Source organism: Flavobacterium kayseriense, assembly GCF_014305095.1.
GTDB lineage: Bacteria > Bacteroidota > Bacteroidia > Flavobacteriales > Flavobacteriaceae > Flavobacterium > Flavobacterium kayseriense.
This window is the reverse complement of sequence record NZ_JACRUI010000001.1, coordinates 1-16,395: the sequence shown is the minus strand read 5'-3', so window position 1 is coordinate 16,395 and position 16,395 is coordinate 1. Positions and strand designations below refer to the sequence as shown.

14 protein-coding genes are annotated in these 16,395 nt (G+C 34.6%); 11 read left to right on the top strand and 3 right to left on the bottom strand.

What is annotated here, in order from left to right; translation table 11 throughout:
* Nucleotides 1-63: 63 nt before the first annotated feature.
* Nucleotides 64-2,454, top strand: a complete 2,391-nt coding sequence (locus H8R22_RS00075; RefSeq protein ID WP_187009553.1) for a penicillin acylase family protein — start codon at nucleotides 64-66, stop codon at nucleotides 2,452-2,454.
* A 59-nt stretch (nucleotides 2,455-2,513) separates the two neighbouring features.
* Complete coding sequence (locus tag H8R22_RS00070; protein WP_187009554.1) at nucleotides 2,514-3,851, top strand: FAD-dependent oxidoreductase; 1,338 nt, start codon at nucleotides 2,514-2,516, stop codon at nucleotides 3,849-3,851.
* Nucleotides 3,852-3,914: 63 nt separating this feature from the next.
* On the opposite strand, the gene H8R22_RS00065 is transcribed toward H8R22_RS00070, so the two are convergent.
* A complete protein-coding gene (locus tag H8R22_RS00065) occupies nucleotides 3,915-4,277 on the bottom strand; it encodes a cupin domain-containing protein (protein WP_187009555.1) in 363 nt (120 codons plus the stop codon).
* A 1-nt stretch (nucleotide 4,278) separates the two neighbouring features.
* Nucleotides 4,279-5,826 carry a helicase HerA-like domain-containing protein gene (locus tag H8R22_RS00060; protein ID WP_187009556.1) on the bottom strand — a complete coding sequence of 516 codons (1,548 nt, stop codon included), beginning with the start codon at nucleotides 5,824-5,826 and terminating at the stop codon, nucleotides 4,279-4,281.
* 373 nt (nucleotides 5,827-6,199) lie between these two features.
* Between H8R22_RS00060 and H8R22_RS00055 the strand changes: the two genes are divergently transcribed.
* The 7 genes from H8R22_RS00055 to H8R22_RS00025 all read left to right on the top strand — a co-directional run bounded on the left by H8R22_RS00055 (nucleotide 6,200) and on the right by H8R22_RS00025 (nucleotide 12,703).
* Nucleotides 6,200-7,018 (top strand): MotA/TolQ/ExbB proton channel family protein, encoded by an 819-nt coding sequence (locus H8R22_RS00055; protein WP_187009557.1) that lies wholly within the window; start codon nucleotides 6,200-6,202, stop codon nucleotides 7,016-7,018.
* A 37-nt stretch (nucleotides 7,019-7,055) separates the two neighbouring features.
* A complete protein-coding gene (locus tag H8R22_RS00050; protein ID WP_187009558.1) occupies nucleotides 7,056-7,667 on the top strand; it encodes an ExbD/TolR family protein in 612 nt (203 codons plus the stop codon).
* A gap of 19 nt (nucleotides 7,668-7,686) precedes the next feature.
* A complete protein-coding gene (locus H8R22_RS00045) occupies nucleotides 7,687-8,238 on the top strand; it encodes an ExbD/TolR family protein (protein WP_187009559.1) in 552 nt (183 codons plus the stop codon).
* A gap of 40 nt (nucleotides 8,239-8,278) precedes the next feature.
* Nucleotides 8,279-9,076: an energy transducer TonB gene (locus tag H8R22_RS00040; RefSeq protein WP_187009560.1), complete on the top strand. Its 798-nt coding sequence runs from the start codon at nucleotides 8,279-8,281 to the stop codon at nucleotides 9,074-9,076.
* 232 nt (nucleotides 9,077-9,308) lie between these two features.
* Nucleotides 9,309-10,244 carry a PstS family phosphate ABC transporter substrate-binding protein gene (locus tag H8R22_RS00035; RefSeq protein WP_225875991.1) on the top strand — a complete coding sequence of 312 codons (936 nt, stop codon included), beginning with the start codon at nucleotides 9,309-9,311 and terminating at the stop codon, nucleotides 10,242-10,244.
* A gap of 16 nt (nucleotides 10,245-10,260) precedes the next feature.
* The gene (locus H8R22_RS00030) at nucleotides 10,261-11,928 is read left to right on the top strand and encodes a tetratricopeptide repeat protein (RefSeq protein WP_187009561.1); all 1,668 of its coding nucleotides are present in this window, start codon (nucleotides 10,261-10,263) and stop codon (nucleotides 11,926-11,928) included.
* 142 nt (nucleotides 11,929-12,070) lie between these two features.
* The gene (locus tag H8R22_RS00025) at nucleotides 12,071-12,703 is read left to right on the top strand and encodes a 7-carboxy-7-deazaguanine synthase QueE (protein ID WP_187009562.1); all 633 of its coding nucleotides are present in this window, start codon (nucleotides 12,071-12,073) and stop codon (nucleotides 12,701-12,703) included.
* A 113-nt stretch (nucleotides 12,704-12,816) separates the two neighbouring features.
* On the opposite strand, the gene H8R22_RS00020 is transcribed toward H8R22_RS00025, so the two are convergent.
* Entirely contained in the window at nucleotides 12,817-13,527 is a 711-nt protein-coding gene (locus H8R22_RS00020; protein WP_187009563.1) for a class I SAM-dependent methyltransferase, read from the bottom strand.
* 87 nt (nucleotides 13,528-13,614) lie between these two features.
* Here H8R22_RS00020 and H8R22_RS00015 point away from each other — a divergent pair, with 87 nt between their 5' ends.
* Both H8R22_RS00015 and H8R22_RS00010 read left to right on the top strand, forming a co-directional pair.
* Nucleotides 13,615-14,112, top strand: a complete 498-nt coding sequence (locus H8R22_RS00015) for a YkgJ family cysteine cluster protein (RefSeq protein WP_187009564.1) — start codon at nucleotides 13,615-13,617, stop codon at nucleotides 14,110-14,112.
* Nucleotides 14,113-14,345: 233 nt separating this feature from the next.
* Nucleotides 14,346-15,581: an ABC transporter permease gene (locus H8R22_RS00010; RefSeq protein WP_187009565.1), complete on the top strand. Its 1,236-nt coding sequence runs from the start codon at nucleotides 14,346-14,348 to the stop codon at nucleotides 15,579-15,581.
* Nucleotides 15,582-16,395: the final 814 nt, after the last annotated feature.

Genomic DNA, 16,395 nt, shown 5'->3' with positions numbered 1-16,395 from the left:
ACAATCTTATTTTATCCTAAATCAGTTTTAAAAATTATATTTGTTATATAAATTTCAGACCTTATGAAAATAGTTAAAAAGATAGTTTTAGTGCTAGTTGTAATCATTATTTCAGCTGCGTTAGCTGGTGTGGTATATATCATGTGTTTAAAACCTAAATATGAAGGTGAGGTAGCATTGCAACATATAGAAAAGGAAACGACTGTTTATTTTGATGAATTTGGGGTACCTCACATTTATGCAGCAAGTAATAAAGATGCTATGACGGCTCTGGGTTACGTTCACGCACAAGATCGTTTGTGGCAAATGGAATTAATGCGTCGCATTGCGCCAGGACGTCTTTCTGAACTTTTTGGTTCTGTAGCGCTAAAAAACGACAGATTTTTTAGCGGATTAGGTATTGAAGCTGCATCTGCTAAGGCAATAGCTGCTTTAGATAAAAACAGTCAAAGTTACCAGTTAACTATGGCATACCTTGATGGTATTAATGATTTTTTAGAGAATGGCGCTACTCCCATTGAATTTCAATTAATAGGAGTCGAAAAACAAAAGTTTACTATAGAAGATGTTTATAATATTTATGGATACATGTCTTTTAGTTTTGCAATGGCGCAAAAATCGGATCCATTAATGACAGATATTCGTACTAAATATGGAGTAGAATATTTGAAGGACTTAGGGCTCGATGGATCTTTTACAAGTTTGCAAATCAAGAATGCTAAAGAGAAACCGCAAGAATATGCGGCGATTTCAAAAGCAGTAGCTGCACTACTTGATAACTCTCCAATTCCTCCCTTTGTGGGAAGTAATAGTTGGGTTATTGCTCCCCAAAAAACAAAGAATGAGAAAGTCATTTTTGCTAATGACCCTCATATTGGTTTTTCACAACCGGGAACATGGTACGAGGCACACATAGTAACGCCCGAAATGGAGTTGTATGGTTGTTACTTAGCAGGTACTCCTTACCCTCTTTTAGGACATACAAGAGACTACGCTTATGGTTTGACAATGTTTGAAAACGATGACATTGATCTGTATCAAGAAGAAAATAATTCTGCGGATGCTAATCAATACAAGACGCCGACGGGTTATGAAACTTATGTTTCAGTTGAAAGGACTATAAAAGTTAAGGATTCGAGTGATGTTGTACTATCCGTAAAAACTTCTCGTCACGGCCCTATCATGAATGATTTAATTGATGGTTTGGATTCGAAAAAACCGGTAGCAATGTCATGGATCTACACTCAGCAGCCTTTACATATTTTAGATGCGGTCTACCAACTTTCGCATGCTAAAAGTAAAGCTGATTTTCAAAAAGGAGTTTCATTAATTGCAGCTCCGGGTTTGAACGTTATGTATGGTGATGCTAAAGGGAATGTCGCATGGTGGGCAACTGGGAAATTATACAAGCACAATGAGGGAGTTAATACTAACTTTATTTTAGATGGCGCATCTGGTGACGATGATATTACAAAATTTTTGGATTTCTCCAAAAATCCCTCAGCCGAAAATCCAGAGTGGGGTTACGTTTATTCCGCAAATAATCAGCCAGAAGCCGTAGATGGTTTCCTATATCCTGGATATTATTTGCCAGAAGATCGAGCAAAAAGAATTACACAATTATTAGACTCAAAATCCAATTGGGATAAAGAGGCTGTAAGTAAAATGATGGTCGATAATACATCGCTGGTTTCTCCGGTTGTTACTAAAGCGCTCATTACAACTATAAACCAGGATGGGTTTTCTGAAAATGAATTAAATGCGATCGGGGTCATGCAAAAATGGCAAGGGACAAATAACTTAAATGATGTTGCTCCTACCATTTATAACAAATGGATTTATTTTTATCTAAAAAACACTTTCGAAGACGAACTTGGTGCTGAAGGCTTCAAACATTTTTTAGAAACACATCTAATGAAGCAAATTGTAGCGAATCAGATTACTAAAGAGCAATCTCTATGGTGGGATAACATTAATACAAAAAGCAAAAAAGAAAGTCGCTCTGATATCATTACGAAGTCATTTAAAGAAGCTGTAGCTTCATTAGAAAATCAATTAGGTACTTCTATTGAAAATTGGACTTGGGACAAAGTACACTTAGTAGAATACCAACATCCTATTGGTAAAATTGCAGTTTTTCGTCACTTATTTAATGTAGGTCCTTTTGCTGTAGCTGGAGCTAACGAGGTTATTAATAATCAATTTTATGATTTTAGTGACAAATCAAATTATGAAGTTAAAGGTGGTCCATCAACACGAAGAATAGTTGATTTTTCGGATATAGAAAATAGTTGGAGTATCTTGCCAACTGGGCAATCGGGTAACCCATTCAGTTCGCATTACAAAGATCAAGCAGATTTATATAATGCAGGAAAGTTTCGAAAGATGAAAATGAACAAGGAAGAAATTATTCAATCTTCAACAAAATTAATTTTTAAACCCACTAAAAACTAAGGTTTTTAAACTCGCTACAATATTAAATCATTATTTTAGCCTAACTTTTATACAATACAATGCAAACTTTAAAAAAAATAGCGGTAGTTGGTTCTGGATTAGTAGGATCATTATTGGCTATTTACTTACGCAAGGCAGGACATACAGTACATATTTATGACAGAAGTCCTGATATTAGACAAATACAATTTTCTGGACGCTCTATTAATTTGGCTATGTCTAACCGAGGTTGGAAAGCATTAGATGGAGTAGGAATAGGCGATGCTGTTCGCGAAATTGCAATTCCTATGGATAAGAGAGCAATTCATCTTGTAGACAAACTTAATTTTCAGAACTACGGTCAGGAAGGGGAGAGCATCTATTCGATTTCTCGCGGTATTTTAAACCGTAAGATGATTGATTTAGCCGAAGAAGCTGGTGCTGAGTTTTTTTTCGAGCAAAAAATATGGGATGTGACTTTAGCTGATGCCACGTTACATATTGGGGAGACGGAAAGAGGAGCCTGGGAAGACAAAAAATATGATATGGTTTTTGGGGCTGATGGTGCTTTCTCGAGAATTCGTCATAGGATGCAGCGTCAAAGTATGTTTAATTATTCTCAGGAATTTTTAAATATTGGATACAAAGAATTAAATATACCTGCTAACCCAGATGGTTCTCATAAATTAGATAAAAACTCCTTTCATATATGGCCAAGAGGAGAGTATATGCTGATCGCTTTACCTAATTTAGACGGAAGTTTTACTTGTACACTTTTTATGCCTTTCGAAGGAGAAAATTCTTTTGACTTGTTAAGAGAGAGAAAAGATGTAGTCTCTTTTTTCGAAACTAATTTTCCAGACTCTATCGAAGTTATTCCGGAATTAGCTGAAGATTTCTTTAAAAACCCGACTAGTACGTTAGTAACTATGAAATGCTTTCCTTGGACCTACGGAGATAAAGTTGCGTTAATAGGAGATGCGTGTCATGCTATTGTGCCATTTTATGGACAAGGAATGAATGCTGGTTTTGAAGATATCTCGATCTTGTACGAGATGATGGAAAAGTACGGGGAAGATTGGGAGATGGTTTTTTCTGAATATGAAAAATCACGTAAGCCTAATGCAGATGCAATTGCAGAACTTTCGTATCGTAATTTTCTAGAAATGAGTTCAAAAACTGCTGATGATAAATTTTTATTGCAGAAAAAAATAGAGAAAGTGTTTTCAGATAGACATCCTGACAAATGGATTCCGTTATACAGTAGAGTTACGTTTAGCGATCGTCCGTATAGTGAGGCACTTGCTATTGGTGATTTTCAAAATGAAATTATGCAAAAAGTCTTATTGACTAAAGATATAGAACAAATATGGGATAGTAAAGAGGTTGAAAACAAAATCTTGGAACTGTTGGGGTAACGCTACTTCCTTCTCAAAACAAGCCAACTTAGTCATTTGAGTAAGTTGGCTTTTTTTATTTAATTAGTCCTCTCGATGAACCTTAGTGAAATCAAAAGCAGGTGTGCAAATGGCAATATATTCACATTCATCATCAAAAGGGTTTGAATATTGAACACGTGTGTTTTTTTCAATTTTGATAGATTGGCCAGCCTCGAGAATTATGGTCTCATCTTCAATTATAAATTGTTTTTTGCCTCTAATTATATAAGTGTACTCTTCAAATTCAGGTGTCTGATAAGGTTCGCTCCATTTAGGAGGAGCTACCATATGAGCGATTGATATAGCAGGGTTTGCAGTGGCTGCTAATCCGTGGTGTTCTTCTATTAGTTTGCCGTCTGTGGTTGGTACCACAAAAGGACTTTTTTGAATACTGTATTTCTTCATGTTATTTACTTTTCAACATTTTTGACAAAATCCCCAAGGCTCCTCTAATAAAAGTAGCGCTAGTAAGTACTTTTAAAACTGATTTACCTAGTACTTCCGTGGTACTCGGACCCTGTTTGGTAGTGGTTTTAGTTGTTTTTACAGCGGCCTTTTCTTGTGCTATTTCTTGTTCCTTTTTCGCGGCTTCTGATTCTGCTACTGCAATTTTTTTATTAAGTAGTTCATAAGCACTTTCTCGATCAATAAGTTCGCTGTATTTTTTTACTAACTTGGAATTAGTATTTATTTCCTGTATTTCACTTTCACTTAAGATATCCATTCTGCTCATTGGTGCTCGTAGCATCGTTGCAACTAAGGGTGTTGGTGTTCCTTTTTCGCTAAGTGCCGTAACGAATGCTTCTCCAATTCCTAAACTAGTCAATACTTCGCTAGTTTCGTAGTAATCGGATGTAGGGTAGTTATCAGCAGTTTGTTTGATTGATTGTCGGTCTTTGGCTGTAAAGGCTCTTAATGCATGTTGGATTTTTAACCCTAGCTGAGCCAGAACGCCACTAGGGACATCCATTGGGTTTTGTGTAATAAAATATATTCCAATTCCTTTTGACCTAATGAGTTTTACAATAGTTTCAATTTGCTCAAGTAGGGCCTTGCTTGCTTCTTTAAAAATAAGATGTGCCTCATCTATAAAAATCACAAGCTCGGGCTGTTCAGCATCTCCTTTTTCAGGCATCTGTTGGTAAATTTCGGCTAGCAAACTCAACATGAAAGTCGAGAATAATTTCGGCTTATCTTGAATGTCTGTTAAACGCAGAATATTAACATATCCTTTTCCGTTTGAATCAATTCGCATTAAATCATCGATTTCAAAGGACATTTCTCCAAAAAATAAATCGGCACCTTGTTGTTCTAACTCTATTACTTTTCGCAAAATTATTCCCGTAGTCGAAGTTGATATCCTACCATATTCTGACGTTATTTCATCTTTTCCATCTTCAGTGATGTAATTAATGACTTTTTTAAAATCTTTTAGGTCAAGAAGAGGCATTTTGTTGTCATCACAATACTTGAAGATGATTGATACTACTCCCGCTTGGGTGTCATTTAAGTCTAGAATTCTAGAAAACAAAACAGGTCCAAATTCAGAAACCGTCGCACGAAGTCTTACTCCGCCTTGTTCTGATAATGTTAGTAATTCTACAGGAAACTTAGCGATGCTGTAAGGAAGGTTTATTTTAGCATGACGCTCTGTTATAAACGACTTTTCAACACCTTCCTTAGCAATACCACTAAAGTCACCTTTTATGTCCATCATCAATGTTGGTATACCAAATGAGGAAAGCTGCTCGCATAGAACTTGAATTGTTTTAGTTTTTCCTGTTCCTGTAGCTCCAGCAATTAGACCATGGCGGTTTAAAGTTTTCAAAGGGATTTTTACCAAAGTGTCAGCCATAGCTTCACCTTCCAGTATAGCTCCTCCTAGTGTAATACTCTCTCCTTTAGATGTGTATCCTTCGTTTATGTGTTTTTTAAATAAATCTTTACTATTCATGGTAACTACTGTATTGTATTTTAATGCAAGATATTATAATTTTCTGAAAAGAACTAAAATTGGTACAAACTGTAATTTTATTCCTTTTTTATTGCCAAATGTTAAATATTCAACTAAAATCTAAGGTATCTAATTATTGAAAAATTACATGATTTAATCTTAAAAAAGTGATTTATTTATGTAAAAAGATATCGTTTTCGATAACATCTTGATTAAATATAAAATAATTAAGAGATTTAAATTTTTTTCAATTGAAATTAATGATAATTAAATTAAAAAAAATTTTTTTATTTGAACTAAACATATAAATTTGCGGGACTACAAGTTTATTATAACTAAAAGAAATTATTTAAAACTATTAAAATTTAAAAAAATGGCAAACGTTAAAAAAGAAAGCACTTCAAACGGTGGTGGAATGGTTTCAGGGCTTATTATTGCTGCATGTATTGGTGTTGGTGTTGTAATTTGGAAATTCATCATGGGAAATCCTGATAATTTCGAAGGAGGAAATATAGAAACAGGTACTCCATTGAATACATTAGGTCAAGTATATCACGGTGGTGCAGTTGTACCAGTTTTGTTAGGAATGTTGTTAATGGTTCTTGTTTTTTCTATTGAAAGATATTTTGTTATCTCTAAAGCAGCTGGAAAAACTAATTTAGATACTTTCATGACTAAAATTCAAGCTAGCATTAAACAAGGAGAAATTGATGAGGCTATTGCAACTTGTGACAAACAACAAGGTTCAGTTGCTAACGCAATTAAGTCTGCATTGTTGAAATACCAAGCAGTTAAGAAAGAAGGATTTAATAGCGAAGAAGCAGCAGAAACTATTCACAAAGAAATAGAAGAAGCTACTTCACTTGAAATGCCAATGTTACAAAAGAACATGACGATTATCTCTTCATTAGTTTCTTTAGGAACACTTATTGGATTGTTAGGAACAGTATCGGGTATGATTAAAGCGTTTGGTGCACTAGCAGCAGCTGGAACTCCAGATCAAGCAGCACTTGCAGCAGGTATCTCTGAAGCACTTATTAATACTGCAACAGGTATTGGAACTTCAGCGGTAGCTATTATCTCTTACAACTTCTTTACATCTAAAATTGATGATTTAACATACTCAATCGATGAGGCTGCTGTATCAATTGTAAATTCTTACAGAAGATTCAGAGGAAGTTTGAAGCAATAATTATATTGATATTTATATCAATTAAAAAACAAAAAGAATGGCTAAAATAAAAATAAAGAAAAATCCGGGGTCTACTGATATGACCGCCATGTGTGATGTTGCATTCCTTTTGCTTACCTTCTTTGTAATGACTTCAACAGCTAAGATCCCTGAGGCTCTTCCTGTCGATACGCCTGCTTCAACTGTTCAAACTAAATTGCCGGAAACGGATCTAGCTACAATAATTGTAGGAGATGGAAAAGTTTTCTTTGATTTAAAAGGACGTGAAGTTCGTATCAAGACATTGGAGTTAATGAGTGATAAATATGGTGTAACTTTTTCTGATGCAGATAAGACTATGTTTTCTTTAATGGATGATTTTGGTGTCCCTATGACTAGTCTAAAGCAAATCATCGAGATGAAAGCTCCGGACAGAAGTAAAGCTGGACAGCCAGGTATTCCTTCGGATTCGACAGATAACCAATTGAAAGATTGGATTTATAATGCGCGTATTGCTAATATCGAGGTTAATGATAAGGAATTGCAAATCGCTATCAAAGGTGATGCAAAGGAAGACTATCCAGCAATCAGAAAGGTAATGGATATTTGTCAAGATCAGAAAATCAACAGTTTTAGTTTGGTTACTGGTTTAAGAGGTAAAGATTTTTAATTAACAAAAATATACTACAATGGCTGAATTAAATACCGACAGCGGTGGCGAAAAAGGTGGTAAAGTAAGAGCTAAAAAAGCGAATGCGAAGGTAGATTTAACTGCCATGGTTGATTTAGCGTTTTTATTGATCACTTTCTTCATGCTAACCACGACGTTGTCTAAACCCCAATCGATGAACTTGGGATTGCCAGATAAAAATGACGATGACAAAAATGTTGATATTAAAGTTGATGAAAACCGTACGGTAACTTTATTGCTGGGTGATAACAACAAGTTGACATTTTACATGGGATTGTTAGAGGCTCCGATTGGTGGACCGAAAGATATCTCCTATGACAGAGATGGACTTCGTAAAGAATTGTTGAAAAGAAAAGAGGAAGTTCTAGCTTATTCAACTGCTAAAGGTAAACCGGACCAGGGTATGATTGTCATTATTAAACCAAGTAAAAAATCAAATTACAAAAATGTAGTTGATGTTTTAGATGAAATGGCGATATCAGGTGTTCCTACTTACACAATTGTGAACGACATTACTCCTGCGGAACTAAAATTGTTAGAAGGAAAATAAGACTTGTCTTGTTTTCTTAATAACCTAATAATTAAGAAATATGAAATTAGATATTATTAAAAACCAGTGGTTGGAAATCGTCTTTGAGGGCCGTAACAAAGTTTACGGTGCTTATGAGTTGAGAAAAACGAACAGAAGTACTACAATTAAGGCCCTTGTTATTGGTGCTGTGTTTTTTAGTTTAGCTGTTGGTGCGCCTCTTATTTTAGACCTGATTCCCAAAGGCGAGGAAGATGATGTTGTTAGAGATGTAAAAATCACTGCAATAAAATTACCTCCCAAAAAAGAGGAAGTGAAAAAATTTGTACCACCACCACCACCACCTCCTCCGAAGGTTGATCAAGTGAAGTTTGTGAAACCGGTTGTGGCGAAAGCGGCAGAGGTTACAGAAGAACCACCAAAGATTGTTGAAATCAAGGAGAAAAAATTAGGTGCTGAGACTATTAAAGGTGATCCAGATGCTGTATTAAGTGTTGCTCCAGTTGGAAATGGTCCAAAACAACAAGTTGTTGAAGAAGATAACCAAATTTATAACAATGCTGGTATCGAAGTTAAGCCTGAGTTTCCAGGTGGTATGGATAAATTTTATGGTTATGTATCAAAAAATTACCGTGCTCCTGAAGAAGAAGGATTGAAAGGAAAAGTTTATGTAACTTTCGTAGTAGAAAAAGACGGTTCATTAACTGATATCAAAGTTTTAAGAGATATTGGTTATGGGACAGGTAAAGAAGCTATTAGAGTTTTGCAAAAATGTCCAAAATGGAATCCTGGAGTTCAAAATGGAAAACCGGTTAGAGTACTTTACTCACTGCCGATAACTATTCAAACTGCGGATTAATGTTGGATAATATTTATAGAAATATTCAGAAGAAATCGCTTAGAGAGCGATTTCTTCTCGTTATAGCATTTTTGTTTTTTATGTTTTATTTCGTTCTAGGGATATTGATTATCTTTATGGATAACTTCCCACTCAATATGGCAACGGAGTATAGGTGGGCTTTTGGATTACTCCTCATGGTGTATTCTGCCTTCCGAGGTGTACGTTTGATTAATGAAAACAGAGATTGAAAATGAGAAAGAATGTATTGAAAATAGGTTACTTATTCATGATTGCGGTGATTGTAGCTTTTGCTAACTCATGTAAACAGACTAACAAGGATGATGGTAAAGAGACTATCTTAAAAGGAAAGACAACTATTTTGGTTGATGAGACTTTCTTGCCTTTGATAGAGGATCAGGTTACGGTATTTCAAAGTAAATACAAGGCTGACATCACAGTGCAAGGTAAATCAGAAAACGAATTGATTCAATCCTTTCTTAAGGATACTAGTAGAATAGTGGTTTTGTCAAGAGTGTTGTCTGCGAATGAGAATAAGTATTTTGAGCAATTAAAGATTAAACCTAAAGTGACGCCGATAGGTAAAGATGCAATAGCTCTTATTTCTAATAGAAGCAACAAAGATACTTTGATCGCGTTGCAAGATGTTATCAGCTTTATGCGCGGTAGCGAAATTAAAGGGATTAAGGGATTAGTTTTTGATAATCCAAATTCTAGTACAGTTAGATATATGAATGAACTAGCTGGATTAACTGCGCTGCCTGCAAAAAATGTATATTCATTCAAGACCAATAAGGAGGTGGTAAAATTCATTGCTGAAAACGAAGGAATGATCGGATTTGTAGGTTTGAATTATTTGTATCAGCCTACAGAAGCTGTTGCTAGTAATTTGAAAAATATTAATGTATTAAGTGTTAAAGATAGTGGAAAAAATGACTATTTTGCGCCTAGTCAAAATAACCTAGCAGAGGGAACATACCCTTTGGCACGTGATTTGTATATAATAAATTGTCAGGGATACTCTGGTTTAGGTATGGGCTTCGCCTCATTCGTAGCAGGAGACATTGGACAACGAATAATTTTAAAGTCAGGTTTACTACCTATTAGGACTCCTGGCCGAAAAGTTAATTTTATTACAAATAAGAAAAAAGAAAAAGAAAATGAATAAATCAAATAAAGTTACAATGAACAAAGTAAAATTTTTAAGTGTTGCCCTTTTGGCTTCAGTATGCTCCGTGCAAGCGCAGGATATCAACCAAGTAAAAAAAGCAATTGACGCTGAACAATTTCAGACTGCTAAAACAACTTTAAAATCGATAGTAAAAGACGACTCTTCAAATGGAGCTGCTTTCTTTCTTTTAGGAAATGTTTATCTTGCTCAAAATGTGGCTGACTCAGCTGCTATCTCTTATAAAGCTGGTCTAAATGCCAAAAAAGAGTCACACTTAAATTATATTGGTTTAGGTCAACTCGACTTAGATAACAATAATGTTGCTGCTGCAAAATCTAATTTTGAGTTAGCTAAGAAGGACATGCGTAAAAAAGACTTTGAAGAGTATGTGTATATCGCACGTGCTTACATGAATGCTAATAAGCCAGATTATAAAAGCGCACTTGCTACTTTAGAACTTGCAAAGGATAGAAGCGCAATGGAGCCACAAGTTTTGTTAGCTATGGGAGATGCTTATTATGGTGATAAAAATCAAAATTCTGCTTTCTCTGCTTACAGAAATGCTTATCAAGCAGACGCTTCTTTGATTAGAGCTAAAATGCAATTAGGTGTTTTGCTAAAAGGTGCTAAAGCCTATAATGAGGCAGTTGCTGCTTATGAAGAGGTTATCGCAGTTAGCCCTACTTATGGTCCTGTATATCGCGAATTAGCTGAAACGTATTACTATTGGGCAAATAATGTTCCTGGTAGATACGATCAGTACATCAAACAAGCACTTTCTTACTATGAAAAATACATGGAACTAACGGATTATTCTCTTGCTTCACGTATGCGTCATGCTGATTTTCTTATCCTAGCGAAAGATTACAAAGCATTAGAGGCTGAAGCTATGAAAATGAAGGAATTAGACAAGGTAAATCCTAGAATTTTAAGATATTTAGGATATGCTGCTTATGAAAACGGTAATATTGATGGTGCTATTAGCTCATTGACTGAATACATTAGTGTTCCTTCTAATAAAATTATTGCTCAAGATTATTTTTACTTAGGTCAAGCAAAAATTAAAAAAGCGACAAGTGCTGATGGTACAACGATTGAACCAGTTTTATATAAAGAAGGAATTTCTTTTATTAAGAAAGCAGTAGATATGGATATCTATTTTGCAGGTCAATTAGGAGATTTAGGTAAATCATTATATGAGCAAAGGTTATATAAAGAAGCAGCGTTTATATTTGAAATTGCAACTACAAACAAAGAATCAAAAAGTTATTTGTTAGACAATTTCTACCTAGGTAACTCTATCTATTTTGAAAATGCAAAAGCAGATGTGGTAAAAGATATGGAAGCTTTGGCTAAAGCGGACATTGCTTTTGGAAATGTTGTTGAGGCTTCACCAGAAACTATCGATGCATATGTATATCGTGCAAGAACTAATACGTTAATGGATAATGATGAAGCTATGATCAAGTACTATCAAATGTATGTTGACAAAGTAACTGAAAAAGGTGCTGAAGAGATGGCTAAGCCAGCTGTGAAAGCTAAATTGATTGAAGCTTACAATACAATGGCTGCAGGATATGTTAATTTTGATAAAGCAAAAGCTAGAGAGTATTTCACTAAAACTTTAGCGATTGATCCAACTAATGCTTATGCAACACAATCTTTGAAGACAATCAAATAATAATAGTAATACTATATTATAAAGAAACCGGTAGCTTTTAGCTATCGGTTTTTTGTTTTTATATTTTGGTTGAGAAACTGCATTTTTTTTTATGAATTAAGTCCCTTTCAAATTAACTATCTTTGCATTTTAAATTTAGATAATGTTATCAAAAGAAATACAATTAGAAGTAAATAAAGGAGCAATGCTTCCTTTGATGGAAGAGTTTTATACCATTCAAGGTGAGGGTTATCATACTGGTACCGCAGCTTATTTTATACGAATTGGTGGTTGCGATGTAGGTTGCCATTGGTGTGATGTCAAAGAAAGTTGGAATGCAGAGTTACATCCTCCTACTGCCGTAAGTGTTATTGTTGAGAATGCAAGTAAGTACGCTGAGACGGTTGTAGTGACTGGTGGCGAACCTTTAATGTGGGACATGAGTCTGTTAACACAGAATCTTAAAAATGTTGGACGTAAAGTTCATATCGAAACTTCAGGTGCTTATCCATTATCTGGAACTTGGGATTGGATTTGTCTTTCGCCAAAGAAAAATAAATTACCAACTGAAACAGTATATGATGCTGCGCACGAGTTAAAGGTTATTATTCATAACAAGCACGACTTTATCTTCGCTGAAGAGCAAGCAGAACTAGTCAATAAAGGTGCAATATTGTTTTTACAACCTGAGTGGAGCAAAAAAGAGGAAATGACTCCGCTTATTGTTGATTACGTGATGAACAACCCAAAATGGAGAGTTTCACTACAAACACACAAGTATCTTAATATACCATAAAGTAGGTTTTACTTATTATGAAAAAAGGCTAAACAGAAAGTGTTTAGCCTTTTTTTATGTTTACTACTTGAATTTAGTCTTAGAGAAGCACGTTAGTTGCTTGCTTTTTAATTTTAGTGCAATAGAGTCAACCGGGCTAAATAGTCATAGTGTTCGCCTTCAGCTACCAACTCACATGCTAGATTATTAGCTACTGCTATGTTCTGTAAGGTGTTGTAATCAAGATATAACCAAGGAAATGATTCTTCTTTTTCTCCTTTGTAACTTATAGTAAATTCTAATTCACCGTAATATGTATCTGCGGGTACTGAATATGATCCGTCCTCATCTTGGTCAAACATATAGATAATGTCAGAACTGTCAATTAGTATTTGTCCGTTTGGTTTTAGTAGGGAACGCAACTTTTCTAAAAATCGGGATGTTTTCTCGAGAGTACCAAAAATCCCCGTGCCATTCATTAGTAACAAAATAGTGTCAAACTTTTCAGTATCCCAAGTTAGAATGTCGGCAACAGCAGCATTCTTCACACCGCGCAATGCGCAAGTTTGTATAGCTTGTTGCGAGATATCTATTGCGGTTACGTCAAGATGTTTTTCATTTTGTAAATACAAGCTATGACTCCCGGCGCCTGCTCCAACATCTAGGGTTTTGCCGTAACTCAATGTAAGTGCTTTTTGTTCTATTAAGGGCATCGAGTCATATTCTCGAAACAAATAGGCAACGCTCATTTCGTCTTCTTCGGAGATCGTGGTTTCTGTGATAAGGTCTTGGGGCGAATTACTTGTTTGATAATCTAGTATGGCTCGGCCAAATAAGTCTTTCATGATAGTTTGTTGTGTAATGTGTAAATTGTTTGGTTGATTTGAGTAATTTTGACACATCTTAAAAATTAATCTAAATAATAGCTCAAAATGCTTAAGCCCTCCTTAAACGAACTCGGAAAATTAGCCAAAGATAAGCAACTAGAGAATAAAAAGTATTTTGATAAGCTAAAAAAGAAAAGCCCGAAAAATTTAGATTACGTGATGCAGGACATACATACTGCAGAATTTAAACGAACAGATTGTTTAGAATGTGCTAATTGTTGTAAAACTACAGGTCCTTTATTTACTTATGCTGATATCGAACGAATTTCAAAACACCTGCGCCAAAAGCCACAACAGTTTATAGAACAATACCTGCGTATTGATGAAGATCAGGATTACGTTTTACAATCTGTGCCTTGTTCTTTTTTAGATACAGATAATAGCTGTTTTATTTATGATGTTCGCCCTAAAGCATGCCGCGAATTTCCTCATACAGACAGAAAGAAATTTCAACAAATTACTGATATAACTTTAAAGAATATTCCTGTGTGCCCAGCAGCGTATAATATTGTAGAAGAAATGAAAAAGAAATTGCCCTTATAGCTTCTGTCTATGTTTTACTTATACATACTGTTGTTTATGCCTAATTAGGATGTTAGTATTAGTGCTTTTATTCTTCATACCCTTAGATAAGGTGAGACTTAGTGTGAATAGGGGTTCATGTTTTTATTTCACAAATCTCTGCTAAATAATTAATCGATATTAAGGTATTAAATGTAATTTTGAGCCCAACTTCAAAAAATCACATAAGGATTTTTTAATTAAATAAACTTTTCTTGAATTTAGAATATTTCATAGCAAAAAGACTTATCACGGCAAAAGACTACAAGAGTAGTATTTCAGCACCTATAATTAAAATAGCAATTTCGGCGATTGCCATAGGAATGATCATGATGATAGTTTCTGTTGCTACTGGTATTGGTTTACAAGAGAAAATTAGGGAGAAAATAGCAGCATTCAATGGACATATTGTAATTTCGAATTTCGACAGTAATCAATCTGATGCTACTTTAAGTCCTATATCTAAAACTCAAAAGTTTTATCCAAAATTCAATAGTGTTCCCTCAGTAAACCATATCCAAGCGATTGCGAGTAAAGCGGGTATTATTAGGACGGAGACTGCCTTCGAAGGGATAATGTATAAAGGTGTTGGTCCAGATTATAAATGGGATAATATAAAAGAATATCTGGTTGCGGGTGTTATTCCTGATTATAAAAACAAATTAAACGAAGATGTTCTGATTTCGCAATTTCTTGCAAATCGCTTAAATCTAAAAGTAGGGGAAAAGTTCAATACCTTTTTTATGAAGGAAGGTCAGAATAAGTTGCCTAACAGTAGACGATTTACGATAGTAGGTATTTTTAACAGTGGTTTTCAAGAATTTGATGCAACTTATGTATTGGGGGATATAAGACATATCCAGCGAATTAATAAATGGAAGCCGGATCAAGTAGGAGCTTTTGAGGTTTTTGTTAATGATTTTGATGCTTTGAGTGCTATAGGCGAACAAGTGTATAAGGAAACAGGGTCTACCCTAGACTCTAAGACTATTATAGAAAAGTATAGCTACATCTTTGAATGGTTACAACTGTTTGATTTTAATATAATTGTCATTTTAATCGTCATGATAGTAGTGGCGACCATAAACATGGTTGTAGCGTTGCTAGTGCTAATTTTAGAGCGAACTCAAATGATTGGTATTTTAAAAGCATTAGGAGCGAATAACTGGACAGTTAGGAAAGTTTTTTTGTACAATGCTTCGTATCTTATAATTCGTGGGTTATTTTGGGGTAATCTCATTGGGATTGCAATTTTATTAATTCAAAAATATTTTGGAGTAGTCACTTTAGATCCAGCTAATTATTATGTATCACAAGCTCCGGTATATTTTAATCTATGGTATATTGTTCTCTTAAATTTAGGCACCATAGTTACTTGTTTTTTAGTTTTACTAATTCCATCTTTTATAATAACCAAGATTTCCCCTGTAAAAGCAATTCGCTTTGACTAGTAAAATGTTTGTGATTTGAAACTTTAACTAAATAGAGTGACAATATTTTTTATAACTAAATAGTACTGCACTTTTTTCAGGAGCTTATTCCTGCTATTCGTTTCAATCTTTTATGGGAGAAAGAATTCCCATAAAAGGATTTCCAATGCTATCAGGGCTAGGGGAGTGGTACTTTTATACACTTCTTGTTTGCAATCCATTTTAAAAAGGATGTTACGCTGGATTAAAGTTGCAATAACAATCTACTTCATTATATAGTATAGGGTCTCGTTAGTAAATTAATAGAAAGGATTGCGTTTGCTGATAATACATAAACCTTCGAAAAAGACCACATTATATATATGGTAGAACAGCATAGTATCAAAATGTTTACTATTCTCTATCTACATCATTCCAAATCAACATTCATTCAAAAGTATAATTATACATTATATAGGTATACAGTCTCAATACTGTATCTAGTAGAATCCAATAAGCATACTAGGCACCGCTAATCTGCTAAAATCGGCATCATCTGCGTGCCAACTTACTTCGTCAACATCTGCTACAACCACTAATTTGTCAAAACACGCATTATCTACGTGCCCATACCTATTAATAATGCGATTATCCAGGTACAACTCTAGTAAAAATCTAGATACCCTTACAGCAATCAACACTTTTTTCTTACAAACGTACGCAACAACAAATTTCCGCCAACTGTAATAATATTGTTTTTCAGTCTGTTAAAACCAAGATTGAAAAAAGATTAAAAAAAGTGTGTTGTAAAGTATTGTTTACCGGTAAAGACTCGCTACTTTTGCACCCGCAACAA

Excerpts from the sequence above, each read along its gene's own strand:
- H8R22_RS00075 (WP_187009553.1), top strand. The coding sequence starts at position 64 with ATGAAAATAGTTAAAAAGATAGTTTTAGTGCTAGTTGTAATCATTATT.
- H8R22_RS00070 (WP_187009554.1), top strand. The coding sequence starts at position 2,514 with ATGCAAACTTTAAAAAAAATAGCGGTAGTTGGTTCTGGATTAGTAGGA.
- H8R22_RS00065 (WP_187009555.1), bottom strand. The coding sequence starts at position 4,277 with ATGAAGAAATACAGTATTCAAAAAAGTCCTTTTGTGGTACCAACCACA.
- H8R22_RS00060 (WP_187009556.1), bottom strand. The coding sequence starts at position 5,826 with ATGAATAGTAAAGATTTATTTAAAAAACACATAAACGAAGGATACACA.
- H8R22_RS00055 (WP_187009557.1), top strand. The coding sequence starts at position 6,200 with ATGGCAAACGTTAAAAAAGAAAGCACTTCAAACGGTGGTGGAATGGTT.
- H8R22_RS00050 (WP_187009558.1), top strand. The coding sequence starts at position 7,056 with ATGGCTAAAATAAAAATAAAGAAAAATCCGGGGTCTACTGATATGACC.
- H8R22_RS00045 (WP_187009559.1), top strand. The coding sequence starts at position 7,687 with ATGGCTGAATTAAATACCGACAGCGGTGGCGAAAAAGGTGGTAAAGTA.
- H8R22_RS00040 (WP_187009560.1), top strand. The coding sequence starts at position 8,279 with ATGAAATTAGATATTATTAAAAACCAGTGGTTGGAAATCGTCTTTGAG.
- H8R22_RS00035 (WP_225875991.1), top strand. The coding sequence starts at position 9,309 with ATGAGAAAGAATGTATTGAAAATAGGTTACTTATTCATGATTGCGGTG.
- H8R22_RS00030 (WP_187009561.1), top strand. The coding sequence starts at position 10,261 with ATGAACAAAGTAAAATTTTTAAGTGTTGCCCTTTTGGCTTCAGTATGC.
- H8R22_RS00025 (WP_187009562.1), top strand. The coding sequence starts at position 12,071 with ATGTTATCAAAAGAAATACAATTAGAAGTAAATAAAGGAGCAATGCTT.
- H8R22_RS00020 (WP_187009563.1), bottom strand. The coding sequence starts at position 13,527 with ATGAAAGACTTATTTGGCCGAGCCATACTAGATTATCAAACAAGTAAT.
- H8R22_RS00015 (WP_187009564.1), top strand. The coding sequence starts at position 13,615 with ATGCTTAAGCCCTCCTTAAACGAACTCGGAAAATTAGCCAAAGATAAG.